This is a genomic window from Micrococcus sp. Mcc28 (assembly GCF_024519775.1).
GTDB lineage: Bacteria > Actinomycetota > Actinomycetes > Actinomycetales > Micrococcaceae > Micrococcus > Micrococcus luteus.
The window spans coordinates 40,665-64,784 of sequence record NZ_JALJRH010000014.1; the positions used below are offsets into that span (position 1 = coordinate 40,665).

Sequence of the window (24,120 nt, forward strand, 5' to 3'; positions counted from 1 at the left end):
AGTGCCGGTATGACCCAGCACACCTCCGAGGCCGCCGCCGACGGCGCCCGCACCCCGTCCGCCATCGACGCGCTCGCCGAGCGCTACGTGACCGACCTCCTCGCCCTGCATCCGGACACCGCCACCGAGCTCGGCTTCCCCGGCCGGGAGACCGAGTACACGGACTTCTCCCCCGCCGGCGCCCGCGCCGACGACGAGCTCAACGCCCGCCTGCTCGAGGACTTGGCCGCGCTCGAGCCGCAGGACGAGACGGACCGCGTCACGAAGGCGGCCATGCAGGAGCGCATCGGCCTCGAGCGGGAGATCCACGCGACCGGCCGCACCGAACTGAACAACATCGCCTCCCCCGCTCAGGGCATCCGCGCGGTCTTCGACCTCATGCCCACGGACACCGCGGAGCAGTGGGGCCACATCGCCGGCCGCCTCGAGAACCTGCCGGCCGCCCTGCGCGGCTACACCGAGTCCCTGCTCGCCTCCCGCGACGCCGGCCACGTGGCCGCGGTGCGCCAGGTGGACATCGTGGTGGAGCAGGCCCGCGCCCACGGCGGCGCGGGCGGGTTCTTCCCGGGCCTGGTCGAGCGGGCCGAGGCAGCCGACGTCGTGGACGACGCCCTGGCCGCCCGCATCCGCTCCGGCGCGGACACCGCCGCGCAGGCCTACCGCGACTTCGCGGCCACGCTCGAGGCCGAGCTGCGCCCGCACGCCCCGGAGGCGGACGGCGTCGGGATCGACTACTACCGGCTGGCCTCCCGCGTCTTCCTCGGCGCCGAGATCGACCTCGAGGAGACCTACCGCTGGGGCCAGGAGGAGCTGGCCCGCATCATCGCCGCGCAGCAGGCGGACGCCGAGCGCATCCGGCCGGGCGCCACGATCGAGGAGGCGCGCGCGATCCTGGACGCGGACCCGGAGCGCACCCTGAAGGGCACCGAGGCCCTGCGCACGTGGATGCAGCGGCTCTCCGACGACGCGGTCGAGGCCATGAAGGAGCACTTCGAGATCCCGGCCCCGATGGACCGGCTCGAGTGCATGATCGCCCCCACCCAGGAGGGCGGCATCTACTACACCGGCCCCTCGGACGACTTCTCCCGGCCCGGCCGCATGTGGTGGTCCGTGCCCCCGGGCGAGGACGAGTTCACCACGTGGGCGGAGACCACCACGGTCTACCACGAGGGCGTGCCGGGCCATCACCTGCAGATCGCCACCGCCATGATGAACCGGGAGAACCTCAACCTGTGGCGCCGCAGCTTCTGCTGGACGTCCGGCCACGGTGAGGGCTGGGCGCTGTACGCGGAGAAGCTCATGGAGGAGCTCGGCTTCCTCGACGACCCGGGCGACCATCTCGGCATGCTGGACATGCAGCGCATGCGCGCGGCCCGCGTGGTGTTCGACATCGGCTACCACTGCGGCTTCGACGCCCCCGAGTCCGAGGGCGGCGGCGCGTGGACCCCGGAGAAGGGCTACGCGTTCCTGGCCAAGCACCTGATGATCTCCGAGGGCCAGCGCCGCTTCGAGTTCACGCGCTACCTCGGCTGGCCGGGGCAGGCGCCGGCGTACAAGGTGGGCCAGCGCATCTGGGAGCAGATCCGCGCCGAGCACGAGCAGGCCGAGGGCGCCGACTTCGACCTCAAGGCCTTCCACACCCGGGCCCTGCGCCTGGGCGGCATGGGCCTGGACACCCTGCGGGAGGCGCTCGCGTGATCCCGCACGACGACGGCGCGGCCGGCCCCGGCACGGGCCTGCGGCTGGTGCTCGGCTCGGCCTCCCCCGGCCGGGCGGAGGTCCTGACCCGGGCGCGGGTGCCGTTCCGCGTCGTCGTCTCGGGGGTGGACGAGGCGGCCGTGGGCGCGGCGGCGGGCGACCCGTCGCCGGCGGAGCTGGCGGGCCTGCTGGCGGAGGCCAAGGGCCGCGATGTGGCCGCCCGTGTGGCGGGCGCCGGCGTCGAGGCCCCCACGCTCGTGCTCGGCTGCGACTCCGTGTTCGAGTTCGAGGGCCGCGCCCACGGCAAGCCCTACGAGCCCGAGGTCGCCGTCGAGCGCTGGCGCGCCCAGGCCGGCCGGGAGGGCGTGCTGCATTCGGGCCACTGGGTGGGCCTGGTGCTGCCGGAGCCCGGGGTCGAGTCCGGGATGGCCGCGGAGGCGGGCGTGGTGTCCGCCGTCGTGCGCTTCGGCGCCGTCACCGAGGCCGAGATCCAGGCCTACGTGGCCACGGGCGAGCCGCTGCACTGCGCGGGCGCGTTCACGGTGGACGGCGCGGGCGCGGCCCTCGTGGACGGCGTGGACGGGGATCCCAACGCGGTGATCGGGCTGTCCGTGGCGTGGCTGCGGCGGGCCACGGCGGCCCTGGGCCAGGACTTCACCCGATTGTGGGAACCCTCCAACGCGCAGCGCTGATCCGGCGCGACAGGGCCACGTGCCTCGGAGGGTTCCGCCACAACGAGTAGGGTGCTGGTCAGAGTCGGCGCCGTCCCGCGCCTTTCGCCCCACCGGGTGAGGGGCACGACCCCGGACGTGGCGCCCGCACCCCCAGCCGTGATCGTCCGAGGAGTCCATCGCCCATGAGCATCGCCGACGCACCGCAGGCCTCGGTCGTCCCGCCCGTCGACCCCGCGGCGGAGCGCCGGTTCTCCCGGGTGCTGATCGCCAACCGCGGTGAGATCGCCGTGCGCATCATCCGGGCCTGCCAGGACGAGGGGCTGACCTCCGTGGCCGTCTACGCCGAGCCGGACCGGGACGCCCTGCACGTGAAGCTCGCGGACGAGGCCGTGGCCCTCGGCGGGGAGAGCGCCGCCGACTCCTATCTGGTGGTCGGCAAGATCCTCGACGCCGCCGAGCGCGCGGGCGCGGACGCCGTGCACCCCGGCTACGGCTTCCTCTCCGAGAACGCGGACTTCGCGCGCGCCGTGGCCGACGCCGGCCTCGTGTGGATCGGCCCGCCCGCCGCGGCGATCGACCGGCTGGGCGACAAGGTCTCGGCCCGCCAGCTGGCCACCAAGGTCGGCGCCCCGCTGGCGCCGGGCACCACCTCCCCGGTGACCGGCACGGAGGAGGTCGTCGCGTTCGCGGACGAGTTCGGCCTGCCGGTGGCCATCAAGGCGGCCTACGGCGGCGGCGGCCGCGGCATCAAGGTGGCCCGCACGCGCGAGGAGATCCCCGAGTTCTACGAGTCCGCGGTCCGTGAGGCCGTGGCCGCGTTCGGCCGGGGCGAGTGCTTCGTGGAGCGCTTCCTGGACAAGCCGCGCCACGTGGAGACGCAGTGCCTGGCGGACGTGCACGGCGACGTCGTCGTGATCTCCACCCGCGACTGCTCGCTGCAGCGCCGCAACCAGAAGCTCGTGGAGGAGGCCCCGGCGCCGTTCCTCACGGACGAGCAGAACGCCCGCCTCGTGGAGTCCTCCAAGGCGATCCTGCAGGAGGCCGGCTACGTCGGCGCGGGCACGTGCGAGTTCCTCGTGGGCCAGGACGGGACCATCTCCTTCCTCGAGGTGAACACGCGCCTGCAGGTGGAGCACCCGGTCTCCGAGGAGATCACCGGCATCGACCTCGTGCGCGAGCAGTTCCGCCTGGCCCGCGGCGAGGCCCTCGGCTACACGGACCCGCAGCCCCGCGGCCACTCGATCGAGTTCCGCCTCAACGGCGAGGACCCGGGCCGCAACTTCCTGCCCGCCCCCGGCCGGCTCACCACGTTCCGCATGCCCAGCGGCCCGGGCGTGCGCGTGGACTCCGGCGTGGTGGAGGGCGAGACCGTGTCCGGGGCCTTCGACTCCATGGTCGCCAAGCTGATCGTCACCGGCGCGGACCGCCGCCAGGCCCTGCAGCGCGCCGCCCGCGCCCTGCGCGAGGCCGAGATCGTCGGCATGCCCTCGGTGCTGCCCTTCCATCGCGCCGTGGTGCGCGACCCCGCCTTCGCCCCCGAGATCGCCGGCTCGGAGGAGCCGTTCTCGGTGCACACCCGGTGGATCGAGACGGAGTTCGCGAACCGCATCGAGCCGAGCGCCCTCACCCCGGCCGAGCCGGCCCCCCGCGAGGCGCGCCACACCGTGACCGTGGAGGTCAACGGCAAGCGCGTGGACGTCACCCTGCCCACGTGGGGCGAGGCCCTGCACACGATCTCCGGCGCCGCCCAGCGGGCCGGTGCGGGACGACGCCGGCCCCGCGGCAAGCGCGGCGCACCGGTGGCCGCGGCCGTCAGCACGGACGCGCTGACCGCCCCGATGCAGGGCACCGTGGTGAAGGTCGCCGCCGAGAACGGCCAGACCGTGGCCGAGGGCGACCTGATCGTGGTCGTGGAGGCCATGAAGATGGAGCAGCCGCTCGCGGCCCACCGCGCGGGCGTGGTCAGCGGTCTCGAGGTCGAGCCGGGCCAGACGGTCACGGCCGGCACGGTGATCGCCACCATCGCCGACGCGGAGTGAGCCGCCGGCGACGACGGCGGGGAGCGCCGGCGTCGTGGGCTGGTTCCACATGGTGGACGACGAGGATGTGACTCTCGCAGATCGGCGCGACGAGGCTTAACCTGACACGCATCTTCGTCTCACATCGTGGTCGTTCGCGACCCCCTGTGCCCGTCATACCAGGGAGACACCATGTCCCACTCCACCCCGCCCGCGAACCCGGGCGCCCCCACCGATCTCACGTCGGACGCGGTCGCCACTGCGGAGGAGGTGCCCCGCTCGCGGGTCATCATCGCCTCGCTCGTGGGCACCTCGATCGAGTTCTACGACTTCTACATCTACGCCACGGCCGCCGTCTCGGTGTTCCCGCTGATCTTCTTCGCGGGCGGCGACGACAACACGGCCCTGCTGGCCTCCATGGCCACCTTCGGCGCGGCGTTCGTCGCCCGACCCCTGGGCGCCGTCGTCTTCGGCCACCTGGGCGATCGTGTGGGCCGCAAGACCACGCTCATCGGCTCGCTGCTGACCATGGGCATCGCGACGTTCCTCATCGGCCTGCTGCCCACGTACTTCCAGATCGGCCTGTGGGCGCCGGCCATGTTGACGCTGCTGCGCTTCTTCCAGGGCCTGGGGCTCGGCGGCGAGTGGTCCGGCGCCGCCCTGCTGGCCACGGAGTACGCCAAGGACGGCAAGCGCGCGCAGGCGGCCATGTGGCCGCAGCTCGGCGCGCCGATCGGCTTCCTGCTGGCCAACGGCCTGTTCCTCGCGCTGGTGCTCGGCTTCGGCCACGACTCCACGAGCCCGGTGCTCGACGGCCCGTTCCTCACGTGGGTGTGGCGCGTGCCGTTCCTGCTCTCGATCGTGATGGTGGCCGTGGGCCTCTACGTCCGCGTCAAGCTCGAGGAGACCCCGGTCTTCCAGCGCGCCCTCGACCGCGACCAGCGTGTGAAGGCGCCGCTGGGCGAGGTGTTCCGCCGCAACTGGTGGGAGCTGATCCTGGGCACCTTCGTCATGTACGCCACCTACGTGCTCTTCTACCTGATGACCACGTGGATCCTCTCCTACGCGATCGGCAAGCCGGCCAACGGCTTCCTGGGTGTCCCCTACGCCGAGTTCCTCGTGCTGCAGCTGGTCGGCATCCTGTTCTTCGCGGCGTTCGTGCCGGTCTCCGGCCTGCTGGCGGACCGCTTCGGCCGCCGCCCCACCCTGATCGTGATCTCGGTGCTCATGGTGCTGTTCGGCCTCTCGTTCGGCCTGTGGCTCTCGCCGGAGAACATGGGCGTGGGCGCGGAGCTGAACGTGCCGCTGATGCTGGCGTTCCTGGCCACGGGCATGACGCTCATGGGCCTGACCTTCGGGCCGATGTCCGCGGTGCTGCCCGAGCTGTTCCCCACGAACACGCGCTACACCGGCTCCGGCATCGCCTACAACGTGTCCTCGATCCTCGGCGCCGCGCTGACCCCGTTCATCGCCGCCTGGCTCGTGCAGAGGTTCGACGTCTCCTACGTCGGCTACTACCTGGCCGCCGCCTCGGCGATCACCGTCATCGCGCTGGCGCTCTCCCCCGAGACCCGGCACACGGACCTCGACACCGTCACCTCGGCCCGCGAGCGCCGCGCCGCACGCTGACCCCGGCCCCCGCGGGCCCGGGCCCCCGCCCGCACTGTCGAACGTGACATCGGGGGAATGGACGCTTTCGGTCGTGAGATAGGCCCTATCTCACGACCGAAAGTCGTCTCTGGGTCAGATGCGCACGTGCAGGCGGCGTGCCGCCTCCGCGATCGACCCGGACATGGACGGGTACACGGTGAAGGTGTCCGCGAGGTCGTCCACGTGCAGCTTGTGCGTGACCGCGAGCGCGAGCGCGTAGATCAGCTCGGAGGCGCGCGGCGAGACCACCACCCCGCCGATCACGGTGCCGGAACCCTGACGCGCGAAGATCTTCACGAACCCCTCCTCCGCGCCGGACATCTTGGCGCGGGGGTTGGTGTGGAAGTCCAGTCGCAGCACGTCCGCCTGGTACTGGCCGGAGTCCACCTGCGCCTGCGAGACACCCACGGTGGCGATCTCCGGCGAGGTGAAGATGTTCGAGGCCAGCAGGTGCGGGCGCAGCGGCTTGAGGGCGTCGCCGAGCAGGTGGGCCACGGCGATGCGCCCCTGCATGGCCGCCACCGAGGCGAGGGCGAGCTTGCCCGTGCAGTCGCCCGCCGCGTAGATGCTCGGCACGGACGTGCGGGAGACGCCGTCCACGAGCACGTGGCCGGAGCCGGTCAGCTTCACGCCCACGTCGTCGAGGCCGAGGCCCGCCGTGTTCGGCACGCCGCCGACGGCCACCAGCGCGTGGGAGCCCTCGATCGACGGGGTGTCCTCGGCGCCCTCGCCGGAGAGGTGCACGCGCACGCCGGTCTCGGTCCGCTCGACGGACTCGGCCCGGGAGCGGGAGACCACCCTGAGGCCGTTGCCCTCGAAGACCTTCTCGAGCAGTTCGGCGGCGTCGGCGTCCTCGCCGGGGAGCACGCGGTCGCGCGAGGAGACGAGGGTGACCTTGGCGCCGAGGCGGTTGTAGGCCGAGGCGAACTCGGCGCCGGTGACGCCGGAGCCCACGACGATCAGGTGCTCGGGAAGCTCCTTGAGGTTGTAGACCTGCTTCCAGTTGAAGATCCGCTCGCCGTCCGGGACGGCGGTGGGCAGCTCGCGGGGGCTCGCGCCGACGGCCACGAGGATCGCGTCCGAGGTGATGATCTCGGGCTCGGCGCCGGCGTCGGCGTCGTCGAGGGCGCGGACGGACACCTCGTGGGGGCCGACGACGCGGCCCACGCCGTCGATCACCCGGACGCCGACCCGCTCGAGGCCCGCGCGGATGTCCGAGGACTGCTCGTGGGCCAGGTTCAGGATGCGGTGGCCGACCCGGCCCATGTCCGCGTGGACGTCGCCCCCGCCGAGGTCGACGCCCAGGTCAACGGAGGCGCCCACGCGGCGCATCGAGTCGGCGGCGGCGATCAGCGTCTTGGAGGGGACCACGTCCGTGAGGACGGCCGCGCCGCCCAACCCCTGGCGCTCGACCAGGGTCACGCGGGCGCCCAGCTTCGCGGCCACCATGGCGGCCTCGTAGCCGCCGGGGCCGCCGCCGATGATGGTCAGGGACGGGATGAAGGTGCTGTTTTCCTCGGTCACGGGCTCCATTGTGTCCGCCGCGGACGGGAAAGTCCTAGCCCGCGCTCACGGGACACCGCCTAGACTCCACGACGTGACCGACCAGACCAGCATCCCCTCCCCCGACTCCCCCTTGACCGGCGACCATCCGGGCTTCGCCGAGGCCCGCGCGGCCGCCGACACCATCGCCCGGGCGACGGGCGTGGCGGAGCACCGCGTCGCCGTCGTCCTCGGCTCCGGCTGGGGCGAGGCCGCCGGCCTGATCGGCGACGAGGTCGCCGCCGTGCCGCTGGCCGAGGTGCCCGGCTTCCACGCCCCGAAGGTGCCCGGCCACAACGCGGTGATCCGCTCGGTCCGGCTGCCGGACGGCACGCACGCCCTCGTCTTCGGCTCGCGCACGCACTTCTACGAGTCCCGCGACGCCCAGGCCGTGGCGCACACCGTCCGCACCGCCGCCGCCGCCGGGGCGCGCACCGTGGTGCTGACCAACGGCTGTGGCGGGCTGGACCCGGAGATCGCCCCGGGCACCCCCGTCCTGATCGCGGACCACATCAACCTCACCGGCGCCACCCCGCTCGCCGGCGCCACGTTCGTGGACCTCACCGACCTCTACTCGCCGCGGCTGCGCGCGATCGCCCGTGAGGTGGACCCGTCCCTGCGCGAGGGCGTGTACGTCCAGTTCGCCGGCCCGCAGTACGAGACCCCCGCCGAGGTGCGGATGGCGCGCACCCTCGGCGGCGACCTCGTCGGCATGTCCACGGCACTGGACGCGATCGCGGCCCGTCACGCCGGGCTGGAGGTGTTCGGCATCTCGCTGGTGACCAACCTCGGCGCCGGCATCTCGGAGACGCCGCTGTCCCACGCCGAGGTCGTGGAGGCCGGTCAGGCCGCCGGCCCGCGCATCGCGCGCCTGCTCGCGGACATCGTGGGGCGGCTCTGATGCCCGCGCATCCCCCGCACGACGACGTCGCCGCGCTCCCGGAGGACGTCCTCGCCCGGGCTGAGCGGTGGGCGGCGGAGGACCCCGACCCCGCGCACCGGGACACCCTGCGCGCCGAGCTCGACGCGGCCGCCGGCGTCGGCCCGGAGGCCGCGGCCGCCCGGGCGGCGCTCGCCGACCGCTTCGCCGGGCCGCTCGCCTTCGGCACCGCCGGCCTGCGCGCCGAGGAGGGCCCGGGCGAGTCCCGCATGAACCGGCTCGTGGTGCGCCGCACCGCGGCGGGTCTGGCCGCCCACCTGTGGGACGGCGTCGGGCGGGACGCGGCCCCGCCGCTGGCCGTCGTCGGGTACGACGCGCGGCGCGGTTCGGCCGCCTTCGCCGCGGACACGGCCGCCGTCCTGACGGCCGCGGGCGTGCAGACCGTCCTGCTGCCAGAGGCGCTGCCGACGCCGGTGCTCGCCTTCGCGGTGCGCCATCTCAGCGCGGACGCGGGCGTGATGGTCACCGCCAGCCACAACCCGCCCGCGGACAACGGCTACAAGGTCTACCTCGGCGGGCGGCTCACGGACGAGGCGGGTCGCGGGGCGCAGATCGTCTCCCCCGCGGACGCGGAGATCGCCGCCCGCATCGACCACGCGGCGTGGACCGCGGACATCCCGCTCGCCGACGACGGCTGGACCGTGGCCGGGCCGGACCTGCTGGAGGCCTACCGCGCGGCGGCCCTCGGCGTGCTCGACGACGACCGGCACGGCCACCGCGACCTGCGCGTGGTCTACACGCCCCTGCACGGGGTGGGCGGCGCCGTGGTCCCGGGCCTGCTCGAGGACGCCGGCTTCGGCCCCGTCCACGTGGTGGCCGAGCAGGCCGCCCCGGACCCGGCCTTCCCCACGGTCGCGTTCCCCAACCCGGAGGAGCCGGGGGCGATGGACCTCGCCCTCGCCCTGGCCGCCGAGGTGGACGCGGACCTGGTGATCGCCAACGACCCCGACGCCGACCGCCTGGCCCTGGCCGCGCCCGTCACCGACGCGCACGGCGTCCGCACGTGGCGGATGCTCTCGGGCGACGCCGTCGGGACGCTGCTGGGCGCGCACGCGATGCCGGCCCTGCACGCGGCCGGCCGCAGCGCCGCGAACTCCGTGGTCTCCTCCCCGCAGCTGGCCGCCCTGGCGGAGGCGAACGGGGTGAGGCACCACGTCACGCTGACCGGCTTCAAGTGGATCTCCCGTGCCCCGAACCTGGGCTTCGGCTACGAGGAGGCCCTCGGCTACTGCGTGGACCCGGACATGGTGCGGGACAAGGACGGCATCACGGCCGCCCTCATGGCCGCGGAGCTGTCCGCCGCCCTCACGGCGCAGGGACGGGGGCTGACGGACGCCCTGGCCGACGTCGACGCGGTCACCGGCGCCATGCCCAGCGCCCAGGTCTCGGTCCGCGTGGCGGATCTGTCCCTGATCGCCCGCACCATGGCGGCCCTGCGTCAGCAGGCGCCGGCCACGCTCGTGGGCGAGCCGGTCACCGTGCGCCGGGACCTGGCCGCCGGCGGGGACGGGCTGCCGCCCACGGACGCGCTGCTGTTCGCCACCGACTCCGGCACCCGCGTGCTCGTGCGCCCCTCCGGCACCGAGCCGAAGCTCAAGTGCTACCTCGGCACCCGGGACGCCGACCCGGCCGCGGCCGCCGAGCGGCTCGAGGCGCTGCGGGCCGAGGTGATGGCCCTCGTGGGCGGCTGAGCCTCGGTAGGCTGGTGGGCATGACCGTCTCCCTCACCACCGCCGAGCTGGCGAAGTACATCGACGCGACCGCCCTGAAGGCAGACACCTCGGAGGCGGACGTGCGCCGCCTCGTGGCCGAGTCCCGCGAGGCCGGGGTCAAGAGCGTCTGCATCAACCCCGTGTGGGTGCCGCTGGTGGCCGCCGAGCTCGCGGACTCGGACGTGCTGACCTGCACCGTGATCGGCTTCCCCCTCGGCGCCAACGCCTCGGAGGTCAAGGCCTTCGAGGCCCGGCAGGCGATCGACGCCGGCGCGGACGAGGTGGACATGGTCCTCGACGTCGCCGCGGCCCGCGCCGGGGACCGCGACCGGCTCGTCGCGGACGTCCGCGCCGTGGCCGAGGCCGCGCACGCGGACGGCCCCGCCGGCGACGGCGGGGCGCTGCTCAAGGTGATCGTGGAGACCGCCCTGCTGGACGACGACGCGATCGTCCTGGCCTGCGAGGCCGCGGTCGAGGCCGGGGCGGACTTCGTGAAGACCTCCACGGGCTTCTCCACCGCGGGCGCCACCGTCGAGCACGTCGCGCTGATGCGCCGCACCGTGGGCGAGCGCATCGGCGTGAAGGCCTCCGGCGGGGTGCGCACCCGCGCGGACGCCCTGGCGATGATCGAGGCCGGGGCCACCCGGATCGGGGCCAGCTCCGCGCTTGCTATCCTGGGATCCGACTGACTCGCATCACTTCGGCCGGGCGTCCGCCCCGGCTGGGACCGCACCGAAGGAGCATCACGTGATCCGCAACGGCAAGGCCATCGACCACTCCAACGTGGGCGGCGTCTGGGGTTCCCTGATCGCCTTCATCGTCGCCTTCGGCGCGTTCCTCGGCTGCCTCTACGCCATGGGCTTCTGGTCGCTCGAGTCGGTCTGGGTCCCCGGCCTGATCGCGCTGGCCCTGGCCACTGTGGCCTTCATGATCCCCAAGGCGTTCCTGGGCCGCAGCGACACCGTGGACACCACCGCCATCCACACCCGTCCCGTCGTCGAGCACGCCGCCACCGGCGCCCACGCCGTCGAGACCGGCGCCGCGCACCGCTGAGCCGTCCCGGAGCCGAGGATCGCTGACACCGGTCGTCCGGCCGCCGCGCGCCGAAGGGCGTCCACCCGCAACACGGGGGTGGACGCCCTTCGGCTTGTCTCCATCGCGGCGGTGGTGCTGGGTCACGCGTACCTGACGGACCTCACCTTCAGCCGGTACCTGGAGATCTGGCGGATGCCGCTGTTCTTCTTCCTCACCGGCTACTTCTGGACGCGCGGCCGCCCCTGGGCCACGGACGTGCGGGGCCGCTTCCGGAGCCTGATGGTGCCGTACCTGGTGTGGGCGGCGCTCATGTCCGTGGCCGCGTTCGCGTGGTTCGCCGACGACCCCGACCTCCTGAGGCGCCTGATGATCACCGGCTGGTACGGGGGCGCGGACCAGGAGCCCCCGTGGTGGGCGTTCTGGTTCATCTCCGTCCTGTTCTTCACCACGGTGCTGCGCCGATTCCTCGAGCGCTTCCCGTCCGCCGTCGCCTGGGCCGTGGGCCTGGCCGGGCTGGCGTGGGCCCACCTCGTGCCGGACTCCGCGATCGCCCGCACGCCTCTGGGCGTCGGGCTGGCCCTGCCGTGCCTGCTGTTCGTCCTCAGCGGCGAGACGTTCCGTCGCCGCGTCCAGCCGCACGTGCGACGCCATCGGACGCTCATCGGCGTCGGCCTGGTGCTGCTCGGGCTGGTCTCGGTCCGGCTGGGCCTGGAGCCGCCCAACATCAAGTTCGGCGGCTTCGGCACGCCGGTGCTCACCCCCGCCGTGGGCGTCCTGATGTCCGCGGGGATGGTGCTCGTGTTCGGTTCCACGGTGGAGGGACTGCTGCGCTCCTTCGCCCGACGCACCGGGACGGGTCAGGCCCTGCGCCGCGCCATCACCGCCCTGGTCCGGACGGGCACGGTGGTGGTGCTGCTGCACGGCTGGGTGCTGATGTGGGTCACGCGCCACGGCGTGGAGGACAACGCCGCCAAGTTCGCCCTCGCGCTCGCCCTCAGCTGGCTGGCAGGCCTCGCCCTGCTCGCCACCCCCCTGTCCAAGCCGTTCACGGGGGCGCGCCGCCGCTGGCACCCGGTGCACCGCCTGCGACACGTGGAGCCCCCGCACCCCGTCACGTCCGCGCTGCCGCGCGTCCCGACCGCCTCGGAGAGGACACACCCATGAGCAGGGATCATCGCCCCCCGATCCGCAATCCGTTCCTGCCGCCGACGCCGGAGGAGCCCGAGGTGCCGACCCGCGACGGCGGCCACCCGGCGGGTGACGGCGGTGACGCCGGCGCCCCGGCTGCCTCCCCGGCGCGGGAGGATCGCCTCGCCGAGTTCCGGCTCGGCCCGGCGTTCCTCCCCCACCCGGCCGACCCCGCCGCGCCGCGGCAGCGTGCGACGCCGGCCGAGCGCGCGGTGGCTCCCGTGCCCGCCGCGGCCGCTGAGCCGGCCTCGCCTGCCGCACCGGCCGACCGTGTCCCCAGCCCCCTGCCGAGCGCCCGCATCCTCGTCGTGTGCACGGGCAACATCTGCCGCTCCGCCTATGTGGAGTACGCGCTGCAGGCGCAGCTCAACGCCCTGCTCGGTGACCGGGGCCGCGCGGAGGTCACGAGCGCGGGCACGGAACCGAACCAGGCGCTGACCGTCCCCGGCCCGCTGCTCGACCTCGCACCGAGCCGCCGAGTCCGCGCCGCGTTGACGCAGCATCGACCGCAGCAGCTGACCGGGCGTTCGCTGGCGGGACAGGACCTCGTCCTGACCGCGACGGACGACCACCTGGACGAGGTGCTGCGCGAGGACCCCGCGGCGGTGCGCCGGACCTTCACGATCCTCGGCATGGGCACCCTCCTGCGCGACCACGGCGAGGAGCTCGCCGCGGCGGTCCCTCCGGGCGCGGGCGTCACCGCGCTCGTCACGGCGCTGGCGGAGCTGCGCTCCCGCCTGATCGCCCACGGGGAGCGGCCGGACGCGGATCTGCCGGACCCGTTCCGCGGCCCCGCCGAGGGCTACGCCGCGATGGCGCAGACCGCGCAGCCGATCGTCGAGCTGCTGGCGTGGGAGATCGACGGGGACCTCGTGGAGGAGGAGCCGACGGGCGCCTGACCGGCCAGCGTCAGAGATCGGGGACGGGGCCGCCTCCACTGCCACGCGCAGGGGTGCGCAGCCGGGGGGCGGACAGGCGCAGCCTAAGAATGCGTAGGCGCCGAGGATGGCGAGGACGAGCACGACGCCACCCCCATCTGCGGCGTCGACCAGAGCCACAGGACGGCGCACGCCAAGCCCGCCATGGAGGTGCAGGGCCCGTGAGGAAGACGCACACCGCGGCGGTGACGAGCAGGGCCACCTTCCACCGCCGCGTCCGCATCAGAGCGAGCGGCGACTGAGCCGACCGCGGGCGATGCAGTCAACAAGACCGATGAAGCCCGCGATCCGCGCCCATTAGCGCAACCAGTCCAGGTCTGGGATGCCCTGCGGCAGGGGGACGATCGCGGGGAACGGCATGCTCGGTGAACATGAGAATGGAACTCTGCAGGTGGATCTAGACAGGTCGCGCAGCTCATCGCGAGTCCTGCCACGCGTTCATGGATGGCACGTCAACACGGAGCACCCGGGAGCGTGCGGGTCTCGCGCCGTCAGTCCACGAATCCACCTGAACCCCCTTTAACTTTGCACCGGGCATCCGGCACAGTCACCGCCGGGCCTCCTTTGGGTCGACTAAGCTCGCGGCCATGGGAGAACGAGCGACGGGACAGCGACCGGCCGCCCCGCCGTCCCTGGACTTCGAGGTCCGCGTCCGCCTCGCCCACGCCCGCATCACGCATCTGCTGGACCGGGTCGGCATTCGCGGCCTGCACGTCAAGGGCTACGCCACGGAGCCCGGCGTCTACCCGGAGCACCGCCGCAGTTCGGACGTAGACCTGCTGGTCCATCCGGCCGATGCCACCGCCGTCATCGAGCTCCTGCACGCCCACGCCTGGGAACCGGTCGCTGACTTCTCGGAAGGGTCGATCTTCCAGCACGCGGCCACGCTCTGGCACGACCAGCTGGGGTATGTGGACGTGCATCGGCTCTTCCCCGGCCTCGGCGCGTCCCCCGAGGCGGCCTTCGACGCCCTGTGGAGCGAGCACGCCCACCTCGTGATCGCGGGCCGGCCCGTTCCGGTGCCGAGCCCGCGCCACCAGCGGCTCGTCGTGATCGTCCACGCGGCCCGCGACCCGTTCCGCGGTGGCCTCGACGTCCGGCACATCCGGGAGTCCCTCCCCGCCGAGAGCTGGGCCGCCCTGCGCGAGGAAGCCCACCGGCTGCACGCGGGCGCGGCCTGGCACGTCGCCACGGGCGAGGCCGCCGACGGCGTCGACACCCGGCAGCTGACCCTCTTCGCGGCGCTGCACGAGAGCCAGAGCGGTCTTGAGCTGTTCCGCACCCGGTGGCGGTCGGCCGCCACGGTGCGGGAGCGGGCCGTCCTCGTGGCCCGCACGATCCCGGTGAACCGCCCCCATCTGCAGATGCGCCTGGGCCGGCCTGTCACCCGCGCGGACCTGTGGCGCGAGCAGCGCGCCCGGCTCGGCGCACTCGCCGGCTGGGCCTGGACGAAGGCGGTGCGCCGTGACCGTTGAGACCACCGAGGGCTGGGCGATCTCCCCCGACATCGCGTGGGCCCGCACCGCCGGCGGCCAGGCCGCCGTCATGACGCTCGAGGCCGGTCAGCCGCTGCTGTTGGGCGCCTCGGGCGACGTGATCTGGGACGTCCTCGTGGGCGGCCGCACCCCGGAGGACGACCTGGTCGCGGATCCGCCGGTGCCGCTGTCGACGACGGACGTCACGGTCCAGGTGGCGGAGGCGTTCGGCCTCGCTCCCGCCGACGTCGCGGCCGACGTCCACGCCTTCCTCGAGATGCTCGAGGCGCACGGCATCCTCGTCCGCGTGAGGACGGCCTGACCCGCCTCAGCCCTCCGGCGCGAAGATCGCGTCGACCACCTGCTGCGCCCACTCGAGCAGCGGGACGTCCACGAGGTCCTGACCCATGACCGGCTTGGTCTTGGGACGCGGGATGAGGACGCCGTTCAGGGCCGGCTTGACCTGGGCGCCCTTGTACATGCGGGTCAGGCGCATCTGACGGGACTCCGGCAGGTCCGCGGCGGGGCCGAACTTCACGTTCTGCCCCAGCAGCATGACCTCGGTGACGCCCGCGGCTCGCGCCCGGTTGCGGAACCGGGCGACGGCGACGAGCGCCTCCACCGGCTCCGGCAGCGGGCCGTACCGGTCCTTGAGCTCCTCCACCACGGCGTCCACGGCGGCGTCGTCCGCGGCCTGGGCGAGGTTGCGGTACATCTCGAGGCGCAGCCGCTCCCCCGGCACGTAGTCGTGCGGCAGGTGGGCGTTGACCGGCAGCTCCACCTTCACCTCGGCGGGCGCGGTGTCCTCCTCGCCCTTGAAGTCGGCCACGGCCTCGCCCACCATCCGCAGGTAGAGGTCGAAGCCCACGCCGGCGATGTGGCCGGACTGCTCCCCGCCCAGCAGGTTGCCGGCGCCGCGGATCTCGAGGTCCTTCATGGCCAGCTGCATGCCCGCGCCGAGCTCGTTGTGGGTGGCCACGGCCTTGAGCCGTTCGAGGGCCACCTCGCCCAGGGGCTTCTGCGGGTCGTACAGGAAGTACGCGTACGCCCGCTCGCGGCCACGGCCCACCCGGCCGCGCAGCTGGTGCAGCTGCGAGAGGCCGTAGCGGTGGGCGTCCTCCACGATCAGGGTGTTGGCGTTGGCGATGTCCAGGCCGGTCTCGATGATCGTGGTGGAGACGAGCACGTCGAACTTCCGCTCCCAGAAGTCCACCATGATCTGCTCGAGCCGGGCCTCGCTCATCTTGCCGTGGGCGACGGCGATCCTCGCCTCCGGCACCAGCTCGGCGATGCGCTTGGCCACCTTGTCGATGGTGGTGACGCGGTTGTGCACGTAGAACACCTGGCCCTCCCGCATCAGCTCGCGGCGGATGGCCGCGGTGACCTGCTGGTCCGAGTACGGGCCCACCGAGGTGAGCACGGGGTGGCGCTCCTCCGGGGCGGTGGCCAGCGTGGAGGTCTCGCGGATGCCGGTGAGGGACATCTCGAGGGTGCGCGGGATGGGCGTGGCGGACATGGCGAGCACGTCCACGTTGGTGCGCATCTTCTTCAGCGCCTCCTTGTGCTCGACGCCGAAGCGCTGCTCCTCGTCCACGATCACCAGGCCCAGGTCCTTGAACTGCACCTGGTCGGAGAGCAGCCGGTGGGTGCCGATCACCACGTCCACCTCGCCGTGCGCGAGCCCCTCGATGACCTCCTTGGACTCCTTGGCGGTCTGGAACCGGGAGAGCGCGGCCACCTTCACGGGGAAGCCGGCGAACCGGTCGGAGAACGTCTGGTGGTGCTGGCGGGCGAGCAGCGTCGTCGGGACGAGCACGGCCACCTGCTTGCCGTCCTGCACCGCCTTGAACGCGGCGCGCACGGCCACCTCGGTCTTGCCGAAGCCGACGTCGCCGGAGACGAGCCGGTCCATGGGGACGGCCGCCTCCATGTCCTTCTTGACGTCCTCGATGGTGGTCAGCTGATCCGGCGTCTCGATGAACGGGAACGCCTCCTCCAGCTCGCCCTGCCACGGGGTGTCCGGGGCGAACGCGTGGCCGCGCGAGGCCATACGGGCCGAGTACAGGCGGATGAGCTCGCCGGCGATCTCGCGGGTGGCGCGCTTGGCCTTGGACTTGGTCTGCGCCCAGTCCGAGCCGCCCATCTTGGACAGCGACGGCGTCTCCCCGCCCACGTAGGTGGAGATCAGGTCGAGCTGGTCGGTGGGCACGAACAGCCGGTCGCCGGGGGCGCCGCGCTTCGAGGGCGCGTACTCGAGCACGAGGTACTCGCGGTAGGACTCCTCGGTGCCGGGGGCGGTGCGCGGGCCGCCGGTGACCTTGCGGCGCTGCAGCTCCACGAAGCGGGCGATGCCGTGCTGGGAGTGCACCACGTGGTCGCCGGGCTGCAGGGTCAGCGGGTCGACGGCGTTGCGCCGCTTCCGGGCCAGCCGCGCTCCGGGGGCGCGCGTGCCCGCGGTGCGGTGCCGGCCGAAGAGGTCGTGCTCCGTGATCAGGGCGATCTGCGCGTCCGGGATCGTGAAGCCGGAGCCGACGGGCGCCGCCGCGATGGAGACCCGCCCCGGGGCGAGGTCGGCGGGCAGGGGCCCGTCCACCACGGAGGCCGTGAGGCCGGCCTCCGCGTTGAGCTCGGCGAGGCGGCGGGCGGAGCCGGGGCCGTCGGTGAGGACCACGGCATGCCACCCTTCCGCGAGCCGGATGCGGGTGTGCGCGACCATGGCCTCGATGTCGCCCGAGAAGGTCTGCGCGACGCCGAGGGTGGCGCGCAGGGTGGCGGCGTCGGGCAGCAGCTCGGCGTCCGAGACCAGCGCGGTGACGGACCAGAACCCCTGGTCCTGCTCGAGCGCGGCCGCGCGGAGTTCGGCCACCGTGAGGAACCCGCCCGCGGCGGACTGGTCCGCCCCGGCCACGTCCACCGGGGCGACCGCGCCCTGCGCGGCGCCGGCCCACGCGGCCTGGAGGAACTCCTCGTTGGTGGCCAGCAGGTCGTCGGCGCGGCCGCGCAGGCGCTCGGGCTCCACGAGGACGGTCAGCGAGCCGGTGGGCAGCATGCGGGGCAGCGACGTCATGGCCTCGGCCAGCAGCGGGGAGAGGGACTCCATGCCCTCCACGGCCACGCCCTCGGCGATCCGGTCCAGCATGTCCGCGGCGGCGGGCATGGCCGGGATCAGCTCTTTGGCGCGCCGGCGCACGTGGTCCGTGATCAGCAGCTCGCGGCACGGGGGCGCGTACAGCTCGGAGGGGTGGCCCGAGCCGTCCTCCGTGGTGTCCTCGAGGGAGCGCTGGTCCGCCACGGAGAACCAGCGCATCTGCTCCACCTCGTCGCCGAAGAACTCGATGCGCACGGGGTAGTCCTCGGTGGGCGGGAACACGTCGATCAGCCCGCCGCGCACCGCGAACTCGCCGCGACGGCTGACCATGTCCACGCGCGAGTAGGCGGCGTCCGCGAGCGCGGCCACCACGCCGTCGAAGTCCCGTTCCTCCCCCGTCCGCAGGGTCACGGGGCTCAGCTCGCCGAGCCCGGCCACGAGGGGCTGCAGCACGGCGCGCACGGGGGCGACGACGATGCGCAGCGGGCCCTCCGCGTGCTCCTCGGGGTGGGCGAGGCGGCGCAGCACGGCCAGGCGGGCGCCCACGGTGTCCGAGCGCGGGGACAGGCGCTCGTGGGGCAGCGTCTCCCAGGACGGGAACAGCGCGGCGGCGCCGGCGGGGGCCCAGGCGGCGAGGTCGGTCACGAGGTCCTCGGCCTCGCGGGTGGTCGCGGTGACCACGAGGACGGCGGCGCGCTCGCCGTGGCCCTCGGCCAGCGCCTCGGCGAGGACGGTCAGCAGGGGCGCGCGGGCGCCGTCGGGCAGGCCGATCTCCAGTTCGACGCCCCGGGCCTCGAGCGGCCGGGCGGCGGAGGCGGCGGCCGCCTCGAGCGCGCGTTCGGCGCGCAGGCGCGGCAGCAGCGGGGCGAGGACGGGGGTGGTCTCGGGGGCGCTCATGCGCGGACCTCCGGGGTGGCGGTGGAGCCGTCCGTGGCGGCGGGCAGTTCGGTGGTCATGATCTCCCGGATCTCTTCGAGGAAGGCGAGGACGTCGTCGGCGCCGCCCACCGGGCCGCCGGCGGTGAGCCGGTCCGTGCCGAGCAGCACCGCGGTGGGGAACGAGTGCAGACCGAGGGCCTGCGAGGCGGCGCCGGCCGGGTCGGCGAGCACGAGCGACGCGTCGACGGCGCCGCTGTGGATCGCCCCCTCGGCGCCGGGGGCGTGCTGGGGCATGAGGACCCGCAGCCGGACCGGCCCGAGCGCGTCCTTGAACTCGTCCAGCCGGTCGATCACCCGCGTACAGGAGCCGCACCCCGTGGACAGGCGCAGGGCCACCACGGCCCCGTCCGCGACCAGCCGGTGCAGACCGGTGTACTCGCCGTCCGCGACCACGACGGCGTCCGGGAACGGGTGGCGTTCGGGCTCGGCGGCGTCGGCCGGGTCGACGGCGGCCGGAGCCTCGGGCGTGGGCGTCGCCGGGGCGGCGTCGGGTGCGGCCGGGACGGACTCGCGCCCGGCCAGGAACGCGGCGGTCGCGAGCAGCACGGACACGAGCAGGGCCCACGCCCACGCCCCGGCGCCGAAGGCGGTGAGAGGCTGCCAGGCCAGGCCCGCGCCGTGCACCGCCAGCGAGACGATCCCCTCGGCCAGGGCCAGGACGGCGAGGGCCAGGAAGACGACGTTGCGGACCACGGTGGTGCGGGAGATCGGGGCGGCCGAGGCCTCGCCGAAGCAGCCGCAGGAGACGCCGTCGTCCTGGGCCCGGACCACGAGCGCGAGGAAGGCGGCGAAGAGGGCCACGGCGACCAGGCCGACGACGGGACGCAGCAGGGTGAAGGGCTGCAGGAGGGCGGCGGCGAGCAGCAGCTCGAGCCAGGGGAACGCGCGCGCCAGGGCGGGGGCCGCGAACGGGCGGGGCACCCTGAGCCGGGTGAACGTGGCCTGCACGTCCTCGCCGGAACGGAGCTTCGCCGTCCCGCTCAGGAGCAGGATGAGGGCCACGGCCCAGAGTGCCGACATGGCGGACACACCTTCCAGGGGGTTCACGAGGGGTCGCGCGGCCGGTCCCGGCGCCGTGCACGGGACCCGGGTCGCGGAGGCCAGCATATAAGGTGAGGGATGGACGCCCATCGCCGTCGGCGAACCGGTGCCGGCCCTCTCATGGCCCGCCGGGCGCGGTCCGACTTGACCCCGAGGAGACACCGTGGCCTTTTCCGCTCAGCAGTCCATCCCGCACCCGCCGTCGGCCGTGGCGGCCGCCCTGGCGTCCGAGGACTTCCACCGTTCCGTGGTCGAGTCCTTCGGCGGCTCCCTGGTCTCGTTCTCCGTGGAGGGCTCCCCGGAGGGCCCGATGACCGTCACCGCCGTGCGCTCCCTGCCCGCGGACCGCATCCCGGACCGTGTCCCGGACATGGCCCGCAAGCTCATCGGCTCCGCCCTCCAGGTGGAGCAGGTGGAGCAGTGGGACGCGCCCGCCGCGGACGGCTCCCGCACCGGCACCACCACCATCACCGTGCCCTCCGCCAAGGCGACGGCGGACGGCTCCCTCCGCCTGACTGCCGCCGGTGAGGGCTCCCAGTTCTCCGTGGACGGCACCCTCGTCTGCCGGATCCCGCTGGTGGGCTCGAAGCTCGCGGCGAAGGCCGAGCCGATGGTCGGCAAGGTCGTCGATCGTCAGGCCCGGGCGCTGTCCTCGTGGCTCGAGCGTGACGGCGGAGCCGCGCGCAGTTGATCTCGTTCGCCCGTCGCCCGGCGCTGTCGAGCTCGGCTCCGCCTGCCCGGCGGGGGCGCCGGGCCCTTCCCTCGCCGGAGGCCGTGCTCATCGTGTGCACCGGCAACGTGTGCCGCTCGGCCTATGCGAGCCGGGCCCTGCAGGGCCGGCTGGCGGTCCTGGCCCCCGGCCGGGTGGAGGTCGGCAGCGCCGGCTCCCAGCCGAACCAGGCACTGACGGTGCCGCCGCCGCTCGTGCGGCTCAGCGCCGAGGCCGGCGTCACCGGGCTGGAAGGCCACCGTCCCGTCGCGTTGCAACCGTTCATGGTGGCGGAGGCGGATCTCGTGTTGGCGGCGGCTCAGGAGCACATGCGCTTCGCGCTGCGGGAGGTGCCGCAGGCCGTCGCGCGGGTGTTCACCGTACTGGAGCTCGCAGCGCTGGTCCGCATCTTGGACGCGCGGGACGGACGGGACTGGATCCCCGCGGGCCGAGGAGTGCGTGCCTTCGCGGCGGAGGCGGCCCACCACCGGGCCCTCGCACGGTCGACCACCCAGCCCCTCGACGTCGTGGACCCGTTCCGCGGACCGGTGGAGGGGTACGCGGAGATGATCCGGATCATGGATCCCGCGCTGGAGACCATCGCGGATGCCCTGGCCCGTGCCGTGACCCCGACCCCCTGAGCGTGGGGCTGCACCCCCGTCGAGGACGTCCGCCCGGGGCGGGAGGCTCAGTGGAACGCCTGCTGGGCGGGCGCGAGCCCGTCCGTGACGATCTTCTCGACGGCGTCCGCCGCGCGGTCCACGTGCAGCGGCAGGGCGTCCTGCTCGGGCTTGGTGAAGGGGCGCAGCACGAAGTCGGCCACGTCCATGCGGCCCGGGGGTCGGCCGATGCCGACGCGCACGCGGGCGTAGTCCTTCGTGCCGAGCGAGGCGGTGATGGACTTCAGGCCGTTGTGGCCGCCCTCTCCCCCGCCGCGCTTGAGGCGCAGGGTGTCGAACGGGATGTCCAGCTCGTCGTGGACCACCACGAGGTCCTCGGGTCCGATCCCGTAGAAGGACGCCAGCGCGGAGACGGGGCGTCCAGAGACGTTCATGTAGCCGGTGGACTTCGCGAGCACGACGCGCGGCCCCCCGATGCCGAGGCGACCCGTGGCCACCACGGCGCCGGCCCGGTGGCGGGTGAACCCGACCCCCATGCGGGAGGCGAGCTCATCCGCCACCATCTGGCCGACGTTGTGACGGGTGCGCTCGTACTCGGGCCCGGGATTGCCGAGCCCGACGATGAGCGTGGTCCCCGTCGTCACGGCGTGATCAGTCCTCGGAGCCCTCGGACTCGCCCTCGGCGGACTCGGCGGCCTGCTCCTCCTGCACGGACTCGTCGCCGAGGTCCTGCTCGACGACCTCCGAGACGGTGGCGATGACGATGTCGTCCTCGAGCTGCAGGGTGGTGCCGGCGGGGACCTGCACGTCCGGGGCGTACACGTGGTCGCCGGCCTCGCGGCCCTCGACGGAGATGGTGACGGCCTCGGGCAGGTCGGTGGCGTCGGCCTCGACCGGCACGGTGACGTAGTCCAGCACGTAGTCGTTGCCGGGGGCGACCTCGCCCTCGACATGCACGGTGACCTCGACGATGACCTTCTCGCCGCGGCGGACCTCGATGAGGTCCAGGTGCTCCACGGTGTCCTTGATGGCGTGGCGCTGGATGTCCTTGGGCAGGACCAGGTGCTCCTCGCCGGCCTCGTTCACGACGGTGAGCAGGGCGTTGGGGTTGCGGACGGCCAGGGTGGTCTCCTGGGCCGGCAGCAGCAGGTGCACGGGATCCTGGCCGTGGCCGTAGACGACGGCGGGGATCAGGCCGGCACGGCGGGCCTGGCGGGCGGCACCCTTGCCGAAGTCGGTGCGGCGGGTGACCTTGATCTTGAGCTGGTCAGACATGATGCGTCCTCCTGTGGGGGTCTCGGCCGCGCAGCCGGGGGCGGCGCGGGATGCGGCCAGGAGGGGGCTTCAGTGCCGCAGCGGGTCAGCATGCTGACGCGCGGCGGCGGCCTCGTCGATCACGGAGCGCGCGCTCCCTCGCCTGGGCAACCTGGACAGGATAGCACCGGTGATGCTCGTCGCGCTCAGCGGCCCGCTCGTCGGGACCGCTCCACGATGCGGTCCAGCTTGCGGCGGTGAGCCCGTTCACCCGCGGACGCGCCGTGGGATTCGTCGTCCTCCTGGGCGCTCAGCAGCAGGCCGCAGCCGAGGACGACGGCGCCGAAGATCGTGATGAACACCTCACCCAGCTGGAGGGAGGTCACCAGGATGATGAGCGCGGCGGCCTCGACAGCCACGCGGGACGGCGATCGGTGCGTCCGGGCGAAGGGCCGCAGGCACAGCCACAGGTAGGCGCCCACCACCACGATCAGGAACGGCCAGCCGCCCTCCACCAGCAGCCCCAGATAGGAGTTGTGGAAGAACATGGTCACGTTGTCCAGATCGACGACGGCGGTGGAGAGCCCCTGGCCGAAGAACGAGGTGTCGGCCACCTTCTCCGCGGACGCCTGCTGGATCTCGGCCCGGAACCAGTCCGTGCCGGTGCGGTCTCCGAAGATGCCGAGGTCGGCCAGGTTCTCCTCGGCCCAGCTGACGAACCAGCCCATGACGACCGCGAGTGCGATACGGAGGACCCGCCCCAGGTAGGGGCTCACGAGGATCCACACGACGGCGCAGAGCAGACCGGCCATCGAGGTCCGCGAGCCGGTGAGGAACGTCAGGGCGGAGCCGGCGCCCAGCACGAGGAGCTTGGGGCCCATGCGCTGCATGGTGGCCACGAGCAGCACGGGCAGGAGCGCGTAGAAGAGGCCGGAGACGTTCTTGTCCCCCAGGAACCCGGTGAGGTAGCCGCCGTAGGTGTCCGGGGCCAGGCCCGCGTAGAAGAGGGGCACGTTGATCAGTGCGCCGGCCGTCATCCCGTAGAGGACGCCCTTGATGTCGATCCTCTCGCTGGCGATGGCGTAGATCAGCAGGATCAGGAGCGTGATCCTCGTGGCGCGACGCGTGGGGTCGAGGTCGTTGTGCACGGTCACCGCGACGAGATACGCCACCAGGGCCAGTGCGACGAGGGCCAGCACGCCGTAGTGGGAGAGGTCCCGGCGGGGCTGCCGGAATGAGGCGAGGAGCAGCAGAAGGATGGCGGAGAACTCCGCGAACGGGATCGGCAGGCCGGGAGCGGTGAACGCATCCATCACCAGGCCGATGGCCAGCACGGCCTCGAACAGCCGCGGTGAGGCCGGCGTGACCAAGGGGTTCCACGGGGAGCGGGTCCACGCGGCCTGACCGTCCGGGACGAGGCCGAGTGAGGCGTGACGCCTGGCAGGCCGGGCCTCGGGTGGCGCGACGGCCCCCATGGCGCGGGCAGCCGTCCGGTCACGGGGCGTGCTCGGGCGCATGGTGCGGAACCTTTCGTGGACGCCGGGCAATACTCGGCTCAGCGTAGCGCGGTGGCGGGCCTCGTCCTCGGGGCCTCAGAGCG

General features: G+C 73.6%; 20 protein-coding genes. 14 read left to right on the plus strand and 6 right to left on the minus strand.

The window, feature by feature from the left end:
• The first annotated feature begins 9 nt into the window (after nucleotides 1-9).
• The 4 genes from NR073_RS08645 (at nucleotide 10) to NR073_RS08660 (ending at nucleotide 6,019) form a co-directional block, all read left to right on the plus strand.
• On the plus strand, nucleotides 10-1,698 hold the full coding sequence (locus NR073_RS08645) for a DUF885 domain-containing protein (protein WP_041103547.1): 1,689 nt from the start codon (nucleotides 10-12) through the stop codon (nucleotides 1,696-1,698).
• Nucleotides 1,695-2,390 carry a nucleoside triphosphate pyrophosphatase gene (locus NR073_RS08650; protein ID WP_041103548.1) on the plus strand — a complete coding sequence of 232 codons (696 nt, stop codon included), beginning with the start codon at nucleotides 1,695-1,697 and terminating at the stop codon, nucleotides 2,388-2,390. Before NR073_RS08645 ends, NR073_RS08650 begins: the two co-directional genes overlap by 4 nt.
• Nucleotides 2,391-2,554: 164 nt before the next feature.
• On the plus strand, nucleotides 2,555-4,411 hold the full coding sequence (locus tag NR073_RS08655; RefSeq protein ID WP_095353457.1) for a biotin carboxylase N-terminal domain-containing protein: 1,857 nt from the start codon (nucleotides 2,555-2,557) through the stop codon (nucleotides 4,409-4,411).
• 171 nt (nucleotides 4,412-4,582) lie between these two features.
• Nucleotides 4,583-6,019: an MFS transporter gene (locus NR073_RS08660; RefSeq protein ID WP_144862353.1), complete on the plus strand. Its 1,437-nt coding sequence runs from the start codon at nucleotides 4,583-4,585 to the stop codon at nucleotides 6,017-6,019.
• Nucleotides 6,020-6,133: 114 nt separating this feature from the next.
• Here the strand turns inward: NR073_RS08660 and NR073_RS08665 are convergent, their stop codons facing one another.
• Nucleotides 6,134-7,564 (minus strand): NAD(P)H-quinone dehydrogenase, encoded by a 1,431-nt coding sequence (locus tag NR073_RS08665; RefSeq protein WP_127435306.1) that lies wholly within the window; start codon nucleotides 7,562-7,564, stop codon nucleotides 6,134-6,136.
• Nucleotides 7,565-7,637: 73 nt separating this feature from the next.
• Between NR073_RS08665 and NR073_RS08670 the strand changes: the two genes are divergently transcribed.
• From NR073_RS08670 to NR073_RS08705, 8 genes are all read left to right on the plus strand, one after another.
• Nucleotides 7,638-8,483 (plus strand): purine-nucleoside phosphorylase, encoded by an 846-nt coding sequence (locus tag NR073_RS08670; protein WP_002854392.1) that lies wholly within the window; start codon nucleotides 7,638-7,640, stop codon nucleotides 8,481-8,483.
• Nucleotides 8,483-10,213, plus strand: coding sequence for a phospho-sugar mutase (locus tag NR073_RS08675; RefSeq protein WP_252411394.1), 1,731 nt, complete (start codon nucleotides 8,483-8,485; stop codon nucleotides 10,211-10,213). The genes NR073_RS08670 and NR073_RS08675 overlap by 1 nt, the downstream gene beginning before the upstream one ends.
• A gap of 20 nt (nucleotides 10,214-10,233) precedes the next feature.
• Complete coding sequence (gene deoC / locus NR073_RS08680) at nucleotides 10,234-10,923, plus strand: deoxyribose-phosphate aldolase (RefSeq protein WP_095347200.1); 690 nt, start codon at nucleotides 10,234-10,236, stop codon at nucleotides 10,921-10,923.
• 58 nt (nucleotides 10,924-10,981) lie between these two features.
• Nucleotides 10,982-11,287: a hypothetical protein gene (locus tag NR073_RS08685; RefSeq protein ID WP_135019290.1), complete on the plus strand. Its 306-nt coding sequence runs from the start codon at nucleotides 10,982-10,984 to the stop codon at nucleotides 11,285-11,287.
• Between the two features lie 78 nt (nucleotides 11,288-11,365).
• A complete protein-coding gene (locus tag NR073_RS08690) occupies nucleotides 11,366-12,433 on the plus strand; it encodes an acyltransferase family protein (protein ID WP_135019291.1) in 1,068 nt (355 codons plus the stop codon).
• A complete protein-coding gene (locus tag NR073_RS08695) occupies nucleotides 12,430-13,356 on the plus strand; it encodes a low molecular weight phosphatase family protein (RefSeq protein ID WP_135019292.1) in 927 nt (308 codons plus the stop codon). Before NR073_RS08690 ends, NR073_RS08695 begins: the two co-directional genes overlap by 4 nt.
• Before the next feature lie 626 nt (nucleotides 13,357-13,982).
• Complete coding sequence (locus tag NR073_RS08700; RefSeq protein WP_060973876.1) at nucleotides 13,983-14,870, plus strand: nucleotidyltransferase family protein; 888 nt, start codon at nucleotides 13,983-13,985, stop codon at nucleotides 14,868-14,870.
• Complete coding sequence (locus NR073_RS08705; protein WP_060973877.1) at nucleotides 14,860-15,192, plus strand: PqqD family protein; 333 nt, start codon at nucleotides 14,860-14,862, stop codon at nucleotides 15,190-15,192. Before NR073_RS08700 ends, NR073_RS08705 begins: the two co-directional genes overlap by 11 nt.
• Nucleotides 15,193-15,198: 6 nt before the next feature.
• Here the strand turns inward: NR073_RS08705 and mfd are convergent, their stop codons facing one another.
• Nucleotides 15,199-18,855, minus strand: coding sequence for a transcription-repair coupling factor (gene mfd, locus NR073_RS08710; protein ID WP_060973878.1), 3,657 nt, complete (start codon nucleotides 18,853-18,855; stop codon nucleotides 15,199-15,201).
• A complete protein-coding gene (locus NR073_RS08715; RefSeq protein ID WP_060973879.1) occupies nucleotides 18,852-19,916 on the minus strand; it encodes a MauE/DoxX family redox-associated membrane protein in 1,065 nt (354 codons plus the stop codon). The genes mfd and NR073_RS08715 overlap by 4 nt, the downstream gene beginning before the upstream one ends.
• A 184-nt stretch (nucleotides 19,917-20,100) precedes the next feature.
• On the opposite strand from NR073_RS08715, the gene NR073_RS08720 reads away from it, so the two are divergent.
• Complete coding sequence (locus tag NR073_RS08720) at nucleotides 20,101-20,628, plus strand: DUF2505 domain-containing protein (RefSeq protein WP_256748747.1); 528 nt, start codon at nucleotides 20,101-20,103, stop codon at nucleotides 20,626-20,628.
• A gap of 83 nt (nucleotides 20,629-20,711) precedes the next feature.
• Nucleotides 20,712-21,287, plus strand: a complete 576-nt coding sequence (locus tag NR073_RS08725; protein WP_036340562.1) for a low molecular weight phosphatase family protein — start codon at nucleotides 20,712-20,714, stop codon at nucleotides 21,285-21,287.
• Nucleotides 21,288-21,334: 47 nt separating this feature from the next.
• Here NR073_RS08725 and pth read toward each other — a convergent pair whose 3' ends face one another.
• From pth to NR073_RS08740, 3 genes are all read right to left on the minus strand, one after another.
• Complete coding sequence (gene pth, locus NR073_RS08730; protein ID WP_036340560.1) at nucleotides 21,335-21,910, minus strand: aminoacyl-tRNA hydrolase; 576 nt, start codon at nucleotides 21,908-21,910, stop codon at nucleotides 21,335-21,337.
• A 7-nt stretch (nucleotides 21,911-21,917) separates the two neighbouring features.
• Nucleotides 21,918-22,541 carry a 50S ribosomal protein L25/general stress protein Ctc gene (locus tag NR073_RS08735; protein ID WP_044659564.1) on the minus strand — a complete coding sequence of 208 codons (624 nt, stop codon included), beginning with the start codon at nucleotides 22,539-22,541 and terminating at the stop codon, nucleotides 21,918-21,920.
• A 185-nt stretch (nucleotides 22,542-22,726) separates the two neighbouring features.
• On the minus strand, nucleotides 22,727-24,037 hold the full coding sequence (locus NR073_RS08740) for an O-antigen ligase (protein ID WP_230277898.1): 1,311 nt from the start codon (nucleotides 24,035-24,037) through the stop codon (nucleotides 22,727-22,729).
• Between the last annotated feature and the right edge of the window lie 83 nt (nucleotides 24,038-24,120).